At 63.7% G+C, this 16,543-nt stretch carries 16 protein-coding genes; 6 read left to right on the top strand and 10 right to left on the bottom strand.

All coding sequences use genetic code 11. The features are described from left to right. Nucleotides 1-6 precede the first annotated feature (6 nt). From J2X19_RS14325 to argA, 3 genes are all read left to right on the top strand, one after another. Entirely contained in the window at nucleotides 7-1,542 is a 1,536-nt protein-coding gene (locus tag J2X19_RS14325) for a glucan biosynthesis protein G (RefSeq protein ID WP_310374109.1), read from the top strand. Continuing rightward, nucleotides 1,539-3,683 (top strand): glucans biosynthesis glucosyltransferase MdoH, encoded by a 2,145-nt coding sequence (gene mdoH, locus J2X19_RS14320; RefSeq protein WP_310374107.1) that lies wholly within the window; start codon nucleotides 1,539-1,541, stop codon nucleotides 3,681-3,683. The genes J2X19_RS14325 and mdoH overlap by 4 nt, the downstream gene beginning before the upstream one ends. Nucleotides 3,684-3,777: 94 nt before the next feature. Then, nucleotides 3,778-5,127 carry an amino-acid N-acetyltransferase gene (gene argA / locus J2X19_RS14315; RefSeq protein ID WP_310374105.1) on the top strand — a complete coding sequence of 450 codons (1,350 nt, stop codon included), beginning with the start codon at nucleotides 3,778-3,780 and terminating at the stop codon, nucleotides 5,125-5,127. Here argA and J2X19_RS14310 read toward each other — a convergent pair. Next, nucleotides 5,111-6,757, bottom strand: a complete 1,647-nt coding sequence (locus tag J2X19_RS14310; RefSeq protein ID WP_310374103.1) for an HD domain-containing phosphohydrolase — start codon at nucleotides 6,755-6,757, stop codon at nucleotides 5,111-5,113. The two genes, argA and J2X19_RS14310, sit on opposite strands and share 17 nt — an antisense overlap. Before the next feature lie 279 nt (nucleotides 6,758-7,036). Between J2X19_RS14310 and J2X19_RS14305 the strand changes: the two genes are divergently transcribed. Further along, nucleotides 7,037-7,933 carry an aldose 1-epimerase gene (locus J2X19_RS14305; protein WP_310374101.1) on the top strand — a complete coding sequence of 299 codons (897 nt, stop codon included), beginning with the start codon at nucleotides 7,037-7,039 and terminating at the stop codon, nucleotides 7,931-7,933. Between the two features lie 55 nt (nucleotides 7,934-7,988). Here J2X19_RS14305 and J2X19_RS14300 read toward each other — a convergent pair whose 3' ends face one another. From J2X19_RS14300 to J2X19_RS14265, 8 genes are all read right to left on the bottom strand, one after another. After that, the gene (locus J2X19_RS14300; RefSeq protein ID WP_310374100.1) at nucleotides 7,989-8,912 is read right to left on the bottom strand and encodes an SDR family oxidoreductase; all 924 of its coding nucleotides are present in this window, start codon (nucleotides 8,910-8,912) and stop codon (nucleotides 7,989-7,991) included. A gap of 72 nt (nucleotides 8,913-8,984) precedes the next feature. Then, nucleotides 8,985-9,563 (bottom strand): TetR/AcrR family transcriptional regulator, encoded by a 579-nt coding sequence (locus J2X19_RS14295; RefSeq protein ID WP_310374098.1) that lies wholly within the window; start codon nucleotides 9,561-9,563, stop codon nucleotides 8,985-8,987. Between the two features lie 44 nt (nucleotides 9,564-9,607). Then, nucleotides 9,608-10,114, bottom strand: a complete 507-nt coding sequence (locus tag J2X19_RS14290) for a disulfide bond formation protein B (protein ID WP_116606459.1) — start codon at nucleotides 10,112-10,114, stop codon at nucleotides 9,608-9,610. Between the two features lie 50 nt (nucleotides 10,115-10,164). After that, complete coding sequence (locus tag J2X19_RS14285; RefSeq protein ID WP_116606458.1) at nucleotides 10,165-11,283, bottom strand: sulfate/molybdate ABC transporter ATP-binding protein; 1,119 nt, start codon at nucleotides 11,281-11,283, stop codon at nucleotides 10,165-10,167. A gap of 14 nt (nucleotides 11,284-11,297) precedes the next feature. Beyond that, complete coding sequence (gene cysW, locus J2X19_RS14280) at nucleotides 11,298-12,236, bottom strand: sulfate ABC transporter permease subunit CysW (RefSeq protein WP_310374095.1); 939 nt, start codon at nucleotides 12,234-12,236, stop codon at nucleotides 11,298-11,300. Next, nucleotides 12,233-13,102 (bottom strand): sulfate ABC transporter permease subunit CysT, encoded by an 870-nt coding sequence (cysT, locus tag J2X19_RS14275; protein ID WP_092755017.1) that lies wholly within the window; start codon nucleotides 13,100-13,102, stop codon nucleotides 12,233-12,235. Before cysT ends, cysW begins: the two co-directional genes overlap by 4 nt. Continuing rightward, nucleotides 13,099-14,139 carry a sulfate ABC transporter substrate-binding protein gene (locus J2X19_RS14270; RefSeq protein ID WP_310374093.1) on the bottom strand — a complete coding sequence of 347 codons (1,041 nt, stop codon included), beginning with the start codon at nucleotides 14,137-14,139 and terminating at the stop codon, nucleotides 13,099-13,101. The genes cysT and J2X19_RS14270 overlap by 4 nt, the downstream gene beginning before the upstream one ends. Before the next feature lie 116 nt (nucleotides 14,140-14,255). After that, nucleotides 14,256-15,155 carry a LysR family transcriptional regulator gene (locus tag J2X19_RS14265; RefSeq protein ID WP_310374091.1) on the bottom strand — a complete coding sequence of 300 codons (900 nt, stop codon included), beginning with the start codon at nucleotides 15,153-15,155 and terminating at the stop codon, nucleotides 14,256-14,258. Between the two features lie 115 nt (nucleotides 15,156-15,270). Here J2X19_RS14265 and J2X19_RS14260 point away from each other — a divergent pair, with 115 nt between their 5' ends. Next, on the top strand, nucleotides 15,271-15,678 hold the full coding sequence (locus J2X19_RS14260; RefSeq protein WP_310374089.1) for a tautomerase family protein: 408 nt from the start codon (nucleotides 15,271-15,273) through the stop codon (nucleotides 15,676-15,678). Between the two features lie 172 nt (nucleotides 15,679-15,850). Here J2X19_RS14260 and J2X19_RS14255 read toward each other — a convergent pair whose 3' ends face one another. Beyond that, nucleotides 15,851-16,063 carry a hypothetical protein gene (locus J2X19_RS14255; protein ID WP_310374086.1) on the bottom strand — a complete coding sequence of 71 codons (213 nt, stop codon included), beginning with the start codon at nucleotides 16,061-16,063 and terminating at the stop codon, nucleotides 15,851-15,853. A 206-nt stretch (nucleotides 16,064-16,269) separates the two neighbouring features. On the opposite strand from J2X19_RS14255, the gene J2X19_RS14250 reads away from it, so the two are divergent. Continuing rightward, on the top strand, nucleotides 16,270-16,542 hold the full coding sequence (locus J2X19_RS14250; RefSeq protein WP_092755032.1) for an oxidative damage protection protein: 273 nt from the start codon (nucleotides 16,270-16,272) through the stop codon (nucleotides 16,540-16,542). Nucleotide 16,543 lies beyond the last annotated feature (1 nt).

Genomic DNA, 16,543 nt, shown 5'->3' with positions numbered 1-16,543 from the left:
CGTGCAATGAACTCTCCACTACACGCTCAACGACACCATCTTCCGCTGGCTGCACTGCTACTGGCCGCCCCCCTGGCTGTGCTCGCCGCCCCCGGGCGCACCGAATTTGACACCGTAGGCGAGCGCGCCAAGGCACTGGCAGCCCAGCCCTACCGCCCCGCACCCAGCCGTACCCCCGATGTGCTGCGCAAGCTGAGCTACGACCAGATGCGTGACATCCGCTTCAAACCCGAGCGGGCCGCCTGGCGCAGCGATCAATTGCCGTATGAACTGATGTTCTTCCATCTCGGCAAGTACCAGACCGAGCCTGTGCGCATGCATGAAATCACGGCCGAGGGCGACCGCCCGTTCCGCTTCAACCCATCGGACTTCACCTACGGCGCCAACACATTGAAGCCCGAAACCTGGGGCGATATTGGCCACGCCGGTTTCCGGGTGCATTACCCGCTGAACAACCCAGCCTACAAGGACGAACTGGTGGTGTTCCAGGGCGCCAGCTACTTCCGCGCACTCAGCACCGGGCTGCACTACGGCCTGTCGGCCCGCGGCTTGGCGGTAGACACCGCAGGCGGCGGCCCAGAAGAGTTTCCTCGCTTTACCGACTTCTGGATCGAAAAGCCCACGGCCGGCTCTACCGCGCTGAACGTGCTGGCACTGCTGGACTCGCCCCGGGTCAGCGGTGCCTACCGCTTTGAAATCCAGCCCGGCAGCACCACCACCATGAAGGTGCAGGCCCGCCTGTACCTGCGCGACGCGGGCAAGAACCCGATCAAGACCCTGGGCATTGCGCCGCTGACCAGCATGTTCACCTTTGGTGAAAACCAGCCGAGCCGGGATGACTTTCGCCCCGAGGTGCATGACTCCGATGGTCTGATGGTCGCCAGCGGCGAAGGTGAATGGCTGTGGCGCCCGCTGCAGAATCCACGCAAGCCGCTGGTCACCTCGTTCACCACCCAGTCGCCCAAAGGCTTTGGCCTGATGCAACGCGACCGCAACTTCAGCAGCTACGAAGACAGCGAGGCCAGCTACGAACGCCGCCCTTCCGCCTGGGTCACCCCCACTGGCGACTGGGGTGCGGGCCGGGTGGAACTGGTGCAGTTGCACACGCCCGACGAAACCCACGACAACATCGTTGCCTACTGGGTGCCCGCCAAATTGCCCATGCCCGGCCAGCCGCTGGACATAGGCTGGCAGGTGGCCTGGCAGGGCGATGCCCAGCAGCGCCCACCGGCCGCCTGGGTGGCCCAGACCCGCGTGGGCCGCAGCTTTGCCACACTGGCGCCCAACGAGCAGCAGCTGATTGTCGACTTCGCCGGACCCGACCTGCCCAAAGCCGGTGAGGTCCGTGCCATCGCCAGCGCCGACAGCAACGGCCAGATCACCGAACAAAACGTCTACCGCGTAGAGGCCACCGGTGCCTGGCGCCTGGCATTGCGCGTGAAGCCCGTGGACGCCAGCCGCCCCGTGGAACTGCGTGCCTACCTCACCTCCGGCCCCAACACCATCAGCGAAACATGGACCCACATCCTGGTACCCCTATGACTACACGCTCCTACTCCCGCACCACGCCGCCCGGCATGCCGCCCATCCAACGCGGCTCCATGCTCGCCCAACCCTGGCTGGGCTTTGTACGCCGCCTGCAGGGCGAGCAAGCCCCAGCCGATGCCCCCTGGCGTGCCAGCGCGGCGCGGCTGCAAACCCAGGCTCCGGCCTGGGAGGCCGCAGCCCAGCAACGCCGGCGTTGGCTGATGTTCTGGATTTTGGCGGCCACCGTATTCGCCACCGCCCTACTGTGGCGCGCGCAACCGGGGGCTGGCAGCGATCTGATGCTGGCTGCCCAGTTGGGCCTGTTTGCACTGCTGTTTGCCTGGGTGTCAGCGGGCACCGTGACGGCGGTGATGGGATTTATCGTCACACTGCGCGGCGACCGCCATGCGCTGTCGGCGCGCAGCGCCGAGGGGGTAACCCTGCCGGCCGATGCGCGCACCGCCGTCATCATGCCGATCTGTAACGAAGACGTGACCACGGTGTTTGCCGGTCTCCGTGCGACCTGCGAGTCGCTGGTGGCATCGGGAGCCGAGCGCCTGTTCGATGTGTTTGTGCTGTCGGACAGCAACGACCCGGCCCTGCGTGCCGCCGAGCTCACCGCCTGGCAAGACCTGCGTGACCAGCTGCAAGCCGGTGGCAGCACGATACGCGTGCACTACCGCTGGCGCCAGCACCGGACCCGCCGCAAGGCCGGCAATGTGGCGGACTTTTGCCGCCGCTGGGGCCGTGGCTACCGCTATATGGTGGTGATGGATGCCGACAGCGTGATGAGCGGCGACACCCTGGTGACCCTGGCCCGCCTGATGGAAGCCCATCCGCGTGCCGGCATCTTGCAGACCGCCCCCCGCGCCTGCGGCCATGCCACTTTGCATGCGCGGGCGCAGCAGTTCGGCAGCCGGGTGACCGGTCGATTGTTTACCGCCGGCATGCAGTTCTGGCAGTTGGGCGAAGCCCATTACTGGGGCCACAACGCCATCATCCGCATTGCCCCGTTCATGGAGCATTGCGCCTTGGCCACCCTGCCTGGCAAGGGCGCGCTGGCCGGCGAAATCCTGTCGCACGACTTTGTCGAAGCCGCCCTGATGCGCCGCGCCGGCTACGAAGTCTGGCTGGTCAACGACCTGGATGGCAGCTACGAACAGCAACCGCCGCATCTGCTGGCCGAACTGCAGCGCGACCGCCGCTGGTGCCAGGGCAATCTGCAGAATGCACGCCTGCTGGCCGAACCCGGCCTGCAGGCCGTACACCGCGCCATGCTGGCCACCGGCGCCATGGCCTATGTGTCGGCGCCGCTGTGGCTGCTGTATGTGGTGCTGGGCGCCGCACTGTGGCTGCACGACAGCGAAATAAATGTGTGGTCCAACCACAGCGTGGTGACGCTCTGGGCCTCTACCGCCCTGATGCTGGCCCTGCCGCGGGTGCTGGGCCTGGCAGCGGTCTTGTTGCGCGGCGAGCAGCGCGCCTTTGGCGGCACGGTTGCGCTGATTGGCAGCACCCTGCTGGAGGCCGCCCTGTCCATGCTGCAAGCCCCACTGCGCATGGCCGCACACAGCCTGTTTGTGATAGGTGCACTGACCGGCTGGCGGCTGGAATGGACCTCGCCCCCGCGGGAAGCCAGCGACCTGGCCTGGGGCGATGCCGCTCGGCGCTTCGGTCCGCTGGGCCTGGGCGTGCTGGTGCTGCTGGGCGCCGTGGCCTGGTTCTCGCCTGCCACCACGCTATGGTTGCTGCCCATGGGCTTGCCCCTGCTGCTGGCCGTGCCGTTCACGGTGCTGAGCAGCCAGGGCGCGCTGGGCAAGCGTCTGCAGGCCCACGGCTGGCTGCTGATTCCGGAAGAAACCTATTCGCCCTCGGTGCTGCGCCAGGCCTGGGGTTATGCCAAGCATCCTGCAGCCCGCAACAATGCCACCAGTTGGTTGAGCGACCTGCCGCGTCTGGCGACCCTGGCGCTGCAAGCACTGGGCCCGCGCCATACGGGCCGCGGCCTGCGCGGTGAACAGCGCCGCCAGCGCGTGCTGCAACTGAGCCGCATGCACAGTGCCGCGCCAAGTTCGGCAGAGCAAATGCGTTTTCTGAGCGAACCGCACAGTCTGCGCCTGCTGCACGCCGCCATTGCCGGCCAGCCCATGCGCTGACACAGCGTCGACATTGCGCCCACTGAAAGGACAAGGTTGAACTTCGTAGAGAATCGCGCAATAACTTTGCCCTGCCACCTTTTTTGCGCGTGCCATGACCTCTGTCTTCAATTTCACCTTTGTGCCCTGGTTCCGCTCGGTGGCACCGTATATCCACAAGTTCCGTAACCAGACCTTTGTGGTTGGCTTGGCGGGCGAAGCCATTGCCGCGGGCAAGCTGCCCAACCTGGCACAAGACCTGGCGATGATCCAGAGCATGGGCGTAAAGATCGTGCTGGTGCATGGCTTTCGCCCCCAGGTCAACGAGCAGCTGAAGGCCAAGGGCCACGCCCCCAAGTATTCGCACGGCATCCGCATCACCGACGAAGTCGCGCTGGACTGCGCCCAGGAGGCCGCGGGCCAGCTGCGTTACGAAATCGAGGCCGCATTCAGCCAGGGCCTACCGAATACACCGATGGCCGGCTCTACCGTGCGGGTGATTTCAGGCAACTTCATCACTGCCAGGCCGGTCGGCATTGTGGACGGGGTGGACTTTCAGCACTCGGGCCTGGTGCGCAAGGTGGATACGGGGGGCATCACCCGTGTGCTCGACATGGGGGCGATGCTGCTGCTGTCGCCGTTTGGCTTCTCGCCCACCGGCGAAGCCTTCAACCTGACCATGGAAGAGGTAGCCACCTCGGTGGCCAGCGCGCTGCAGGCCGACAAGCTGATCTTCCTGACCGAGGTACCCGGCATCCGCACCCGCCCCGACGAACCGGAAAGCGAAGACAACCCCATCGATACCGAGCTGCCGCTGGCGGTGGCCGAGAAACTGCTGGCCGAGCTGCCCGCCGCCAACCGGCCCAGCGACACCGCGTTCTACCTGCAGCACTGCGTGAAGGCCTGCAAGTCGGGCGTGGAGCGCAGCCACATCATCCCGTTTGCGGTGGACGGCGCAATCTTGCTGGAGGTCTATGTGCATGACGGCATAGGCACCATGGTGGTCGACGAAAAGCTGGAAAGCCTGCGCGAAGCCCTGGTGGACGATGTGGGCGGCATCTTGCAGCTGATCGAGCCGTTCGAAAAAGATGGCACCCTGGTCAAACGCAGCCGTACCGAGATCGAACGCGATGCCAACCTGTACACCGTGGTGGAGCACGATGGCGTGATCTTCGCCTGCGCGGCGCTCTACCCCTACCCCGAAGCCCAGACCGGCGAAATGGCCGCGCTGACGGTGTCGCCCCAGGTGCAAGGCCAGGGCGACGGTGAAAAGGTGCTCAAACGCATCGAGCAGCGGGCCCGCGCCGCCGGTCTGCAAAGCATTTTTGTGCTCACCACCCGCACCATGCACTGGTTTATCAAGCGTGGCTTTATGCAAGTCGATCCCGAGTGGCTACCCGAGGCCCGCAAGCGCAAGTACAACTGGGATCGGAAAAGCCAGGTGCTGGTTAAAAAGCTGGGCTAGGCGCCACGTGCGGCAGTGTGTCCGTGGGTAAATCCAGCTGCTCGGGGTTCATGAACTGCTCGGCGTAGCGGCGGTACACACCCTGGCGCATGAACACGTCAAACAGGTCAGGGTCAATATGGCCGTTCTTGCTGAAGCGCACCATCATCTCCAGCGCCTTGGACAGCTTCATGCGCGGCCGGTAAGGGCGCTTGGCGCTGGTCAGCGCCTCGAACACATCGGACAGCGCGAGCATCCGTGCCTGCAAGGACATCTGGTGCCGGGTCAGCCCCTTGGGATAGCCTGTGCCGTCCATGCGCTCGTGGTGGGCACCTGCATACTCGGGCACATTCTTCAGGTGCTTGGGCCAGGGTACCTGCTCCAGCATCTGGTTGGTGGCAACAATGTGGTGGTTGACGATTTCGCGCTCCTGCGGATTCAGCGTGCCACGGCGGATGGACAGATTTTCCAGCTCGTCGCCCGACAGGAACGGGCTTTGCAGCCCTTCGGGATTGGTCCATCGGCGCTGGGTGCCAATCTCGCGCAGCCGCTGCAGCTGGGCGTCCGTCATGGCGGTCTGGCCAGGGTTGACCTCACGCAGGAATGCCCGGTCGGCCTCGATGCGGGCAACGGCAATCTGCTTTTGCTCTGCCAGTGCAGCCTCGGCGGCGGGATCGGTACAGGTGCGCAAGGCCAGTTGCTGCCGCAGCATGGCAATTTCGGCATCACGCTTGAGCACTTCAAAGCGGGTGTCGATCAGCCCGATGCGGTCGTACAAGGTCTGCAACTTGGTGGCTTTGTCGACCACATGGACGGGCGTGGCGATCTTGCCGCAGTCGTGCAGCATGCCGGCGATCTTCAGCTCATAGCGGTCCCGCTCGGTCATGCTGAAACTTGCGTACGGCCCTTCGGTCACCGCATCCACCGCCTCGGCCAGCATCATGGTCAGCGCAGGCACCCGCAGAAAGCGGCCGCGCGCATACGGCGACTTTTCGTCAATCGCGGTATTGATCAGCTTGATGAAGGCCTCGAACAAGGTTTCCAGCTGGTTCACCAGCAGCCGGTTGCTCAGGGCGATCGCGGCCTGTGAAGCCAACGACTCGACCAGGCGCTGGTCGGCCTCCGAGAAGGTGACCACCCGGCCCGTGTCGGGCTCCATGGCGTTGATCAGCTGCAGCACCCCGATGACCTCGCCTTCGAAGTTCTTCAGCGGCACCGCCAGGAATGACTGCGAGCGGTAGCCGGTTTGGGTGTCGAACTTGCGGGTGCCCGAGAAATCGAACTCCGGCTCGGTATAGGCATCGGCCACATTCACCGTGCGGTCGTGGATCGCCACATAGGTGGCCACCATGGTGTCGTTGAAGCCGCCCTCGGCGTTGATCAGCTGCAGCGGCGCAAATGCAATCGACCGGCCGGTGGTGCCGCCCAGAAAGATGTCTAACGAATTGGTGCGCATGATCTCGAAACGCAGCGCACTGCCGTCCTCGGTCATGCGGTAGAGGGTGCCGCCATCGGCCTGGGTGATGTTCTTGGCGGCAATCAAAATGCCTTCCAGCAAACCGTTGATGTCCCGTTCTTTGGACAATGCCGCACCGATAGCATTGAGTTGATCGAGTCGGCCGAGCAAGTCGCCGACGAGGTCCATCGTCATAGTGTCATCATCCCGAATGAATCTGGCTAAAAGTCTTACAAATGGATCAGATTACCACCAAATCACGTTTTGATACAGATTGCTTCCCCAGCCTTGATGAGGCCGATTCCAGGGCTTGAAAAAAGCGCCGTCCAACCGGTAACTCCACAGCTACGCCAGCCCAGCGCTGGCATTGCCAGTAACATTCGGCACGCAGAATATGCGACGAAGATCCGGTAGCGCCGACCCCAAAGTGCCCTGCCATTGCAAAGCCCTCCCTCACCAATAATCAGACAAAACATGACCTCCTCTATCGAACTCCGCGCTGGCGAACTCCATCTGACCCTGGCCCCGCAGGTCGGTGGCTCGATTGCCCGCTTCTACAGCCAGCGCGGCACCCAGCAACAGCAATGGCTGCGCGCAGCCGATACGCTGGACCCGGCCAAGCCTTGGACCATGGGCAGCTTCCCGCTGGTGCCTTATGCCAACCGCATCCGCGACGGCCGCAGCAGCTTCGGGCCGCGGGCCTTGAACCTGGCCGCCAATTACCCGGACTCCAAGCACGCCATCCATGGCACGGCCTGGCAGCAGCCCTGGCAGGTGGTGGCACAGGGCACGGACCATGCCACCCTGGCCTTGGACTACACACCCGGCGACTGGCCCTATGCGTTCCGTGCCGTGCAAGAGTTCAAGCTGGATGCACAGACTGGTCTAAGCCTGGTGTTGTCGGTCACCAACCTGGACAGTGTGGACATGCCAGTCGGCGTGGGCCACCACCCCTACCTGCCGCACCGCCCCGGTACGCGCCTGACCACCGATGTAAAAGCCATGTGGGGCGGCGATGCCGAAGTCATGCCCACCAACCTGCAAACCCCGGCCTTCCTGGAAACCCTGCGCAGCGGCATCGCGCTGGATACGCTGGACCTGGACAACAATTTCATCGGCTGGAACCGCAACGCCCGCGTCGATTGGCCCGACACCGGCACCGCGCTGGTGATGACCGCCGAGGCGCCTTTCGATTACTTCGTGCTGTACTGCCCCAAGGGAGGTGAAGCCTTCTGCATTGAGCCCGTCAGCAACTGCACCGACTGGATGAACCTGGCCCAGCAAGGCCAGGGCGACGTGGGCGGTCAGTTGCTGGCCCCCGGGGCCACGCTACGCACCACCATGGTGTTGCAGCCGGTCTGGCCGGTTTAAGCCGCCAGCGCTAGGCATTCGCCCCCCGCCGGCCCATCATGCCGGTAGCACCCAACTATCGTGTGGGCAGCCAATGCGCGCCGGTCAAATCCTCCGACACCGCCCACAGACGGGCCGCTGCCGCCGCATCCTGGGCCTGGGCTGCCACCAGGGCCGGCGCAGGCGGCCCTTTGAGCTCATAGAATCCGCGCGGTCCGTAGTAAGCGCCGGACTGGGCCTGCGGGCCGACAGCCGCCAATAAGGTGGGTAACGCACCCTGCGCGGCCGAATGGCTGACCAAGGGCTGCAGACAGCGGTTGAGCGCAGTCAACAGCCCGCCCAGCCCGGGCCCGTTGGCGATCAGGTCGGTACGCGCGTAGCCGGGATGGGCGGCATAGCTGCTCAGACCCCAGCCCTCGGCCGCACTGCGGCGCTGCAGTTCCAGGCTGAACATCAACATGGCCAGCTTGGACTGGCCATAGGCCACCCAGGGCCTGTAGCCGCGCTCCCACTGCAAGTCGTCAAACCGGATGGCTGCGCCCCGGTGGGCCAGGCTGCTGAGATTGACCACCCGCGCCGCCGGGCTGCGGCACAGCAGCGGCAACAAGCGCGCGGTCAAGGCGAAGTGGCCGAGGTAGTTGGTGCCGAGTTGCAGCTCGAATCCATCGGCCGTACTATGGCGCCGCGGTGGTGCCATCACGCCCGCGTTGTTGACCAGGATATCGATGGGCTGGGCCTCGGCCAACAAGCGGTCGGCAAAAGCATAGACCGAGGCCAGGCTCGCCAGGTCCAGCTGCCCAAAGCGCAGCTGCGCATGCGGATGGATGCGCAGAATGTGTATGACGGCATCCTGGCCTTTCTTGGCGTCGCGCCCCGCCAGCACCACATCGGCCCCGGCGCCGGCCAAGGCCAGCGCGGTTTCAAAGCCCAGGCCGCCTACCCCCGTCACCACCACCCGCTTGCCGGTTTGGGGCGGAATGTCTTTCACAGTCCAGTCCATGCGGTTTTCTCCATGCATGCAGTCACAAGAACACTTTATGCGTGAGTAATCACGCATCTAAAAATCAAAAAATTACGCATTGAAAGCGATGCCGTTCCACAGCACTTCAAAACCCGCACGCTGGTAGCTGGCCGCTGCCTGCGGGTCTTGCACCATGCAGCCTATCGTGGCCTCGGCCAGGCTGGACATGCAGGCCCAGATAAAAGGCACGGGATAGTCGCGCAGCACCTGGCTGGCGATGCTGGCCTTGCACACCTGCTCGATCTCGGCAAACGGTGCCGAAGCCACGGCACGGGACTCTGCCGTGATATAGGCAGAGGTATGCAGCTGGGCCATGACCTGTTTCTTGGCGGGCTGCGCAACGCCCCACTCCACGTAGTGGTCCCACACGTGCTGTAGCTGCTGGCGAATCGCCGCGTGGCGCGGAAAACCGGCCATCATGGTTCCGGCCATCTCGCGCTTGATGTCCAGGTACAGCGCATTCACCAGCGCGTCCTTGGTTTTGAAGTACGTGAACAGCGTGCCCTCGGCCACGCCGGCGGCCTTGGAGATCGCCGAAGTCGGCGTAGCCGAGAGTCCGCGCTCGGCGACCACCCGCACCGCAGCATCCAGGATGGCGGCGTGTTTGTCTTCGCTACGGGGTCGGGCCATGGAGATTCAATATAACTGAGTATTCACTCAATTATAAGCCATACTCAACGGCGGCTGAGCTTGCGCACCAGGAACACCAGCGCCAGCAGCGTAATCAGCGCAAAACAGATGAACGACCAGTTGGCGATGGAACCGCCCAGAAAGGTCCAGTCGATCACCGTGCAATCGCCACCGCCCTTGAAGATCATGGGAATCGCGCGCTTGAGGGGGAATGTTTCAATCATGCCGTAGAGGTCGCGGCCGCAAGTCGCTACCTCGGGCGGATACCACTGCAGGAAGCTCTGGCGGGCCGCCACAAAGGCGCCAAAACCGGCCACCAGCAGCACCAGAAACACACCGCCAACTTGCAAGCTTTTCTTGCCGCTAGCGCTTACAACACCTGCGATGATAGCTACCAAAACGAGAGCATAGCGCTGCACGATGCACATCGGGCACGGCTCCAGCCCCACCACGTGCTGCAGGTACAAACCAAAAGCCAACAGGCCAATGCAGCCCAGGCACACCAGCAACCATACGCGGCGCGGCGCGCCATCTATCCAGTTCAACAACATCCCATGCTTTCAAAAAATGCGCCCACCGGACGCACTTTTGAGCAAGAGCATCAAGCCGACACGGACTCCACAAACACCTTGGCGCGGCGCGGTGTCACCACCAGCGTATCGCCCTCGTTCAAACCCAGGTCCCGGAACTGCTGCGCAGGCAACTGCGCTTCGACCAGGTTGTCCAGAGTATTGTCCACGGCTTGGTTCGTCTCGATGGGCGTTAGTTCCAAACGGGCGATCGGGCCGATCACCAACGCCCGGCTCAACGTCACCACCATGCCCACGGGCTTGCCGGCGGCGTCCAGGCCCTCGCCCTTCACATAGCGCCGCACTTCGATGTCGTGTGGGCGCACATAGGCAAAGGCCTTGGCATCTTGCGCGTCCGGGTGCTCAGGTGCCTGGATCTTGATGCCTTCTAGCTGCACCTCGCCCTCATGGGCGCGGCCATGGAACAGATTCACATCACCCAGGAAGCCATAGACAAAGGGGCTGGCCGGGTGGTCCCAGACCTGCTGCGGCGAACCGATCTGCTCGACCTTGCCCTTGTTCATCACCACTACGCGGTCCGCCACCTCCAGAGCTTCTTCCTGGTCATGGGTGACGAAGATGCTGGTCACGTTCAGGTCGTCGTGCAGGCGGCGCAGCCAGCGGCGCAGCTCTTTGCGCACCTTGGCATCGAGAGCGCCAAACGGCTCGTCCAGCAGCAAGACCTTGGGCTCGACCGCCAGCGCCCGTGCCAACGCAATCCGCTGGCGCTGGCCGCCCGACAGCTGCGACGGGTAGCGGTTGGCGAGCCAGTCCAGCTGCACCAGGCCCAGCAGCTCATGCACCTTGGCCTTGATCACCGCCTCGCTGGGACGCAGGCCGCGTGGCTTGACGCGCAGGCCGAAGGCCACGTTCTCGAACACCGTCATGTGGCGGAACAGCGCGTAATGCTGGAACACAAAGCCGACCTGGCGCTCGCGCACATGCACATCGGTGGTGTCTTCACCGGCGAAATGGATGCTGCCGGCGTCTGGTGTTTCCAGCCCGGCGATGATGCGCAGCAGCGTGGTCTTGCCGCAGCCGGAAGGGCCCAGCAAGGCCACCAGCTCGCCGGATTCGATGTCCAGGCTGACGTCGCCCAAAGCGGTGAAGTCGCCAAACTGCTTGTGGATATTGCGGATTTCGATACTCATGGGAGGTACTTTCTTTAACTGGCAGTCACGGCAACCCGCGCACTCAGCGAGGCCGACACATTGGCAAGCACGGGCTGCTCGGGCGGCGTTTCGGCGATGGCTTTGAGTTCGCGCTCGATGCGCCATTCGGCCACCGACTTGATCACCAGGGTCACCAGCGCCAGGATGGCCAGCAGCGAGGCCACGGCAAACGCGGCCACCGACTGGTATTCGTTGTACAAAATCTCGACGTGCAGCGGCAAGGTGTTGGTCTGGCCACGGATATGGCCAGACACCACCGACACCGCGCCGAACTCGCCCATGGCCCGGGCATTGGTCAGGATCACGCCGTACAAAAGGCCCCACTTGATGTTCGGAAGGGTCACATGCCAAAAGGTCTGCCAGCCGGTCGCACCGAGCACGATGGCTGCCTGCTCTTCGTCATTGCCCTGGGCCTGCATCAGCGGAATCAGCTCGCGGGCAATGAACGGAAAGGTCACGAAAATCGTCGCCAGCACGATGCCGGGCACGCCAAAGATGATCTTCAGGTCGTGCGCCTGCAGCCAGGGGCCGAACCAGCCATGGGCGCCAAACAGCAGCACGTAGACCAGGCCCGCTACCACCGGCGACACCGAGAACGGCAGGTCCACCAGCGTGGTCAGGAACGACTTGCCCCAGAACTCGTACTTGGCAATTGCCCAGGCCGCCGCTACGCCAAACACCAGGTTCAGCGGCACGGCGATCGAGGTGGCCAGCAGCGTCAGCTTGATCGCGTCCCAGGCGTCCGGCTCGCGCAGCGCTTCGAAATAGGCGCCAGCGCCTTTGCGGAAGGCCTCGGTAAACACCGCCGCCAGTGGCAGCACCAGAAACAGGAACAGGAACACCAGGGCTACGCTCAGCAGCGTGGTGCGGACCCAGGCGGCTTCGGTGGTGCCGGCCTGGGCGCGGCGCACGGGTTTGGATGCGGCGCTCATGCCGGTGCTCCTGTGTGGCGGCGCTGCCAGGCCTGCAAGGCATTGATCAGCAGCAGCAAGATGAAAGAAATGACCAGCATCACCAGCGCCACCGCGGTCGCGCCCGCGTAGTCGTACTGCTCCAGCTTGCCGACGATGATCAGCGGCGTGATCTCGGACACCAGGGGCATATTGCCGGCGATGAAGATCACCGAGCCGTATTCGCCAATGGCGCGGGCGAAGGCCATGGCAAAGCCGGTCAGCAACGCCGGGGTGATGTGCGGCAGGATCACGCGGGTGAAGATCTGCAAGCGGGTCGCGCCCAGCGAGGTAGCGGCCTCTTCCAGCTCTTTCTCGGCGTCTTCCAGCACCGGCTGCACCGTGCGCACCACGAAAGGCAGGCCGATGAAGATCAGCGCAATCACGATACCGGCCGGCGTGAATGCCAGCTTGATGCCCATGGGCTCCAGGTACTGGCCGATCCAGCCGTTGCCGGCCAGCAGCGCCGTCAGCGAAATACCGGCCACGGCCGTGGGCAGGGCGAACGGCAGGTCCACCAGCGCGTCCACGATCTTCTTGCCGGGAAAGTTATAGCGCACCAGTACCCAGGCCACCAGCAGGCCGAACACCAGGTTCACCAGCGCGGCAAACAGCGAGGCGCCGAAAGTCAGCCGGTATGAGGCCATCACCCGCTCACCGGTGACCGCCGTGACGAACTGGTCCCAGGTCAGGTTGAGGGTATTGAACACCAGGGCCGACAGCGGCACCAGCACGATCACGCACAGGTAGAACAGCGTGTAGCCCAGGGTCAGGCCGAAACCGGGCAACACCCGTTTGGCCTTGCCGGTTTTGGCGCGGGCCAGGGGATTAAAAACCGCAGCTGTCATTTAGCGCCCAGCGTGTAGATCTTGTCGAACTGGCCGCCGTCGTTGAAGTGCACCTTCTGCGCTTCGCCCAGGCTGCCGAACAGCTCGTTCACGGTGAACAACTGGATCGGTTTGAACACCGCCACGTATTTCTTCAGGATGGCTTCGTTGCGCGGACGCAGTGCGTGCTGGGCGGCGATTTCCTGCGCCTCGTCGGAGTACAGGTAATCCAGGTATTCCTTGGCCAGCGCGGCCGTGCCCTTCTTGGCCACCGTGCGCTCCACCACCGCCACCGGGTTCTCGGCTACGACGCTGATGCTGGGGTGTACCGCATCGACCTTGCCGGCGCCGAATTCACGGTCGATCGACACCACTTCGGACTCGAAGGTCACCAGCACGTCGCCGATATTGCGTTGCAGGAAGGTGGTTGTCGCTGCGCGCCCACCCTGGGCCAGCACCGGCACGTTCTTGTACAGCTTGGCCACGAACTCAGCGGCCTGGGCATCGCTACCGCCCTTCTTCTTGGCGTAGCCCCAGGCGGCCAGATAGGCGTAACGGCCGTTGCCACCGGTCTTGGGGTTCACCACCACTACCTGGATGCCGGGCTTGACCAGGTCATCCCAGTCCTTGATGCCCTTGGGGTTGCCATTGCGCACCAGGAACAGCATGGTCGAGGTGGTGGGCGAGGCATTACCCGGGAACTTCTTGTTCCAGTCCTTGGCGACCACGCCCTTGTCGGCCAGGAAGTCGATGTCGGTCGAGGTATTCATGGTCACCACGTCGGCATCCAGGCCCTCGGCCACCGAACGGGCAATAGCGCTGGAGCCCGCATGCGACTGGTCGATCTTCACATCCTTGCCGCTGGTCTTCTTGATGTGGGCTACAAAAGCCGCGTTGTAGTCCTTGTAGAACTCGCGTGCCACGTCGTAGGAGCCGTTGAGCAGCGTGGTTTGCTGCGCCGATGCCAGGCCGCTGGCGGCGATCACTGCGCCCGCAAACAGGCTGCGGAGCGTGACGGAAGAGCGGAGAAAGCCGGTACCACGGGGAAGATTGCGCATGCTTGAACCTGACCAATAAAGTTGTAAGCAATATTGTCCCGGCAAACCCATAGGCGGCTAACAACTGATTTTTTGTTTACATAGCCGAATTTGGAATATAGAAATACGCAAACGGGTTACGTCGCGGTATCGCCACCCGCCAACCATTCCTTCCAGTAGTCCACGCAAGCGCGGATCTTGGGTAGCCGGTGCCGCTCCTGCAGCATCACTGCATAGATCGGGCTGGGCGGGCTGGGGAAGTGGTCTTGCAACAGCGGAACCAGTGCACCACTGCGCACCAGCGGCCGGGCCATCAGATCGGTCAGCCGGGCAATGCCCACGCCATGCTGCACCAGCGCAGTCATCACCGCAGAATTATCGGCCCGGGTATGGCTTTTGGCCACCCAGTCCTGCGGGCTGTCCGCGGGCCCCCATTGGTTCATGGCGACACTGGCACTGCTGGTGATGATGCGGTGCTGCTTCAAATCATCCGGATGCTGCGGCGTGCCAAACGCAGCCAGATACGCGGGGGCGGCGTACAAGGTGCGGCTATGGATGCCGATCTGCCGTGCCACCAGGGTGTCGCTGGCCGGGCTGCCGGTGCGGATGGCCACGTCTATGCCGTCGCGTGCCATATCCACCACCCGGTCGTCGGCGGCAATGTCCAGATGCAGCTGGGGATGGCGCTGGTACAAGCCGGCCAGACCCGGAGCAATCACCGACTCGGCCATCAGCGCACTGGCGCCGACCCGCACCCAACCACTAGGGCCGCTGATCTTGCCGCGCAGCTCGCTGTCCAGCTCGGCAGTGGCGTCCAGCATGCGCCGGGCATAGGCCAGGAAGGTGTCGCCCTCGTCGGTCAGGCTCAGGCCGTGGGTTGTGCGGTGCACCAGGCGCACGCCGCAGCCGGCCTCCAGCCGCACCAAGGCACGGGTCACCTGGCTGACCGGCACACCACGCTCGCGGGCCGCGGCAGACAGCGTGCGCAGCTCGGCAATGCGGGCGAACAAGGCGATGTCGTCAAGCTGGATCTGCATGGCTGGATTGTGGCCTGTTTTGCGGATACTGCAAAACCAAAATGCTTTTTATGCGGTTTCGACAAGTTTCTTGACTGCCTACAGTGCAAACCACATCCACTACACAGTCGACTCCATGCCCTACCTGCACATCCAACTCAGCCTGCCCGCTTCCGCTGCCGTGGCCTCCGAGGTCGGCGCGCTGCTCACCGACCTGACGGCGAGCATCCTTCAGAAAAAGCACGAACTCACCGCGGTATCGGTCGAATTTGTAGATCCGCACTATTGGTTCATTGGCGGTGCGTCCCTGGCCAGCCAGCAGCTGCGCAGTTTTTACCTGCAAATCCAGGTGACGACGGGCACCAATACCAAGGATGAAAAAGCCCGCTACGTGGCCCAGGTGTTTGCCGGGCTGGAGTCGCTGCTCGGCCCATTGGCGCCGGCCAGCTATGTCGTGGTGCAGGAAGTGCCCGCGGACGCCTGGGGCTACCAGGGCCGCACGCAGGAATACCGCTATGTCCAGGCCCTGCCTGCTAGCCGGTGAGGTCACCTATGGCTACGCCACAACCGAACGACCAAGAGCTGCATAAGCGGGCCTTGCGCCGGGCCCAGGTATTGCGCCGGGAAGCGATTGGCGATTTGGGGTGCGGAATCGCAGCTGCGTTGCGCCGTATCGGCTCAGCGATAGCCCGCATTTCCCTTCGTGGCCAGCGGATTCAGCGTCGACCGCCGCCACCGCGCCAGTAGTGGCCCGGCCGCCCGTAGTAGTACGGCGAGTAGTACGGTCGCGGCGCCACATAGACCTGCGGCTGCACGACGACCTCGGGCTGCTCGTACACCGCAGGGCCATAGGCGCGGTGCCCATAGGGCGCCACCACGCAGCCGCTGACGGTACAGGCTAGCAACACAACAGAAATGGCAGCTCGCATAGAGAATCTCCTGAAATACAGTCATTCCACAACGTGGTAGCCGTGTAACAAGCCGACGTGCTAGGGGTTAAGTTCTGTAAAGCCCGGGCGGGCCGCGAGTTCCCGGGTCGCCTCAGGGGCGTTGCAAACATTGCTAAAGTCGCACCCTACATCGCAAGACCCAAGAGGGCTTTGGCGCTTATTCCACATACATAAAAGGTTCCCACATGGCACGCATGGTCCATTGCATCAAACTCGACAAAGAAGCCGAAGGCCTGGACTTTCCCCCGTATCCCGGCGATCTGGGCAAGCGCCTCTGGGAAAACGTCAGCAAGGAAGCCTGGGCCGCATGGCTCAAGCACCAAACCATGCTGGTGAATGAAAACCGCCTGAACCTGGCCGACCTGCGGGCTCGCCAATACCTGGCCCGCCAGATGGAAAACCACTTCTTCGGCAGCGGCGCCGATGCCGCCCAGGGCTACGTTCCACCCACACCCTGAT

Source organism: Rhodoferax ferrireducens (genome assembly GCF_031458075.1).
In the GTDB taxonomy this organism is placed as follows: Bacteria; Pseudomonadota; Gammaproteobacteria; order Burkholderiales; family Burkholderiaceae_C; genus Rhodoferax_B; species Rhodoferax_B ferrireducens_A.
This window is presented reverse-complemented; position numbering and strand designations above follow the sequence as displayed.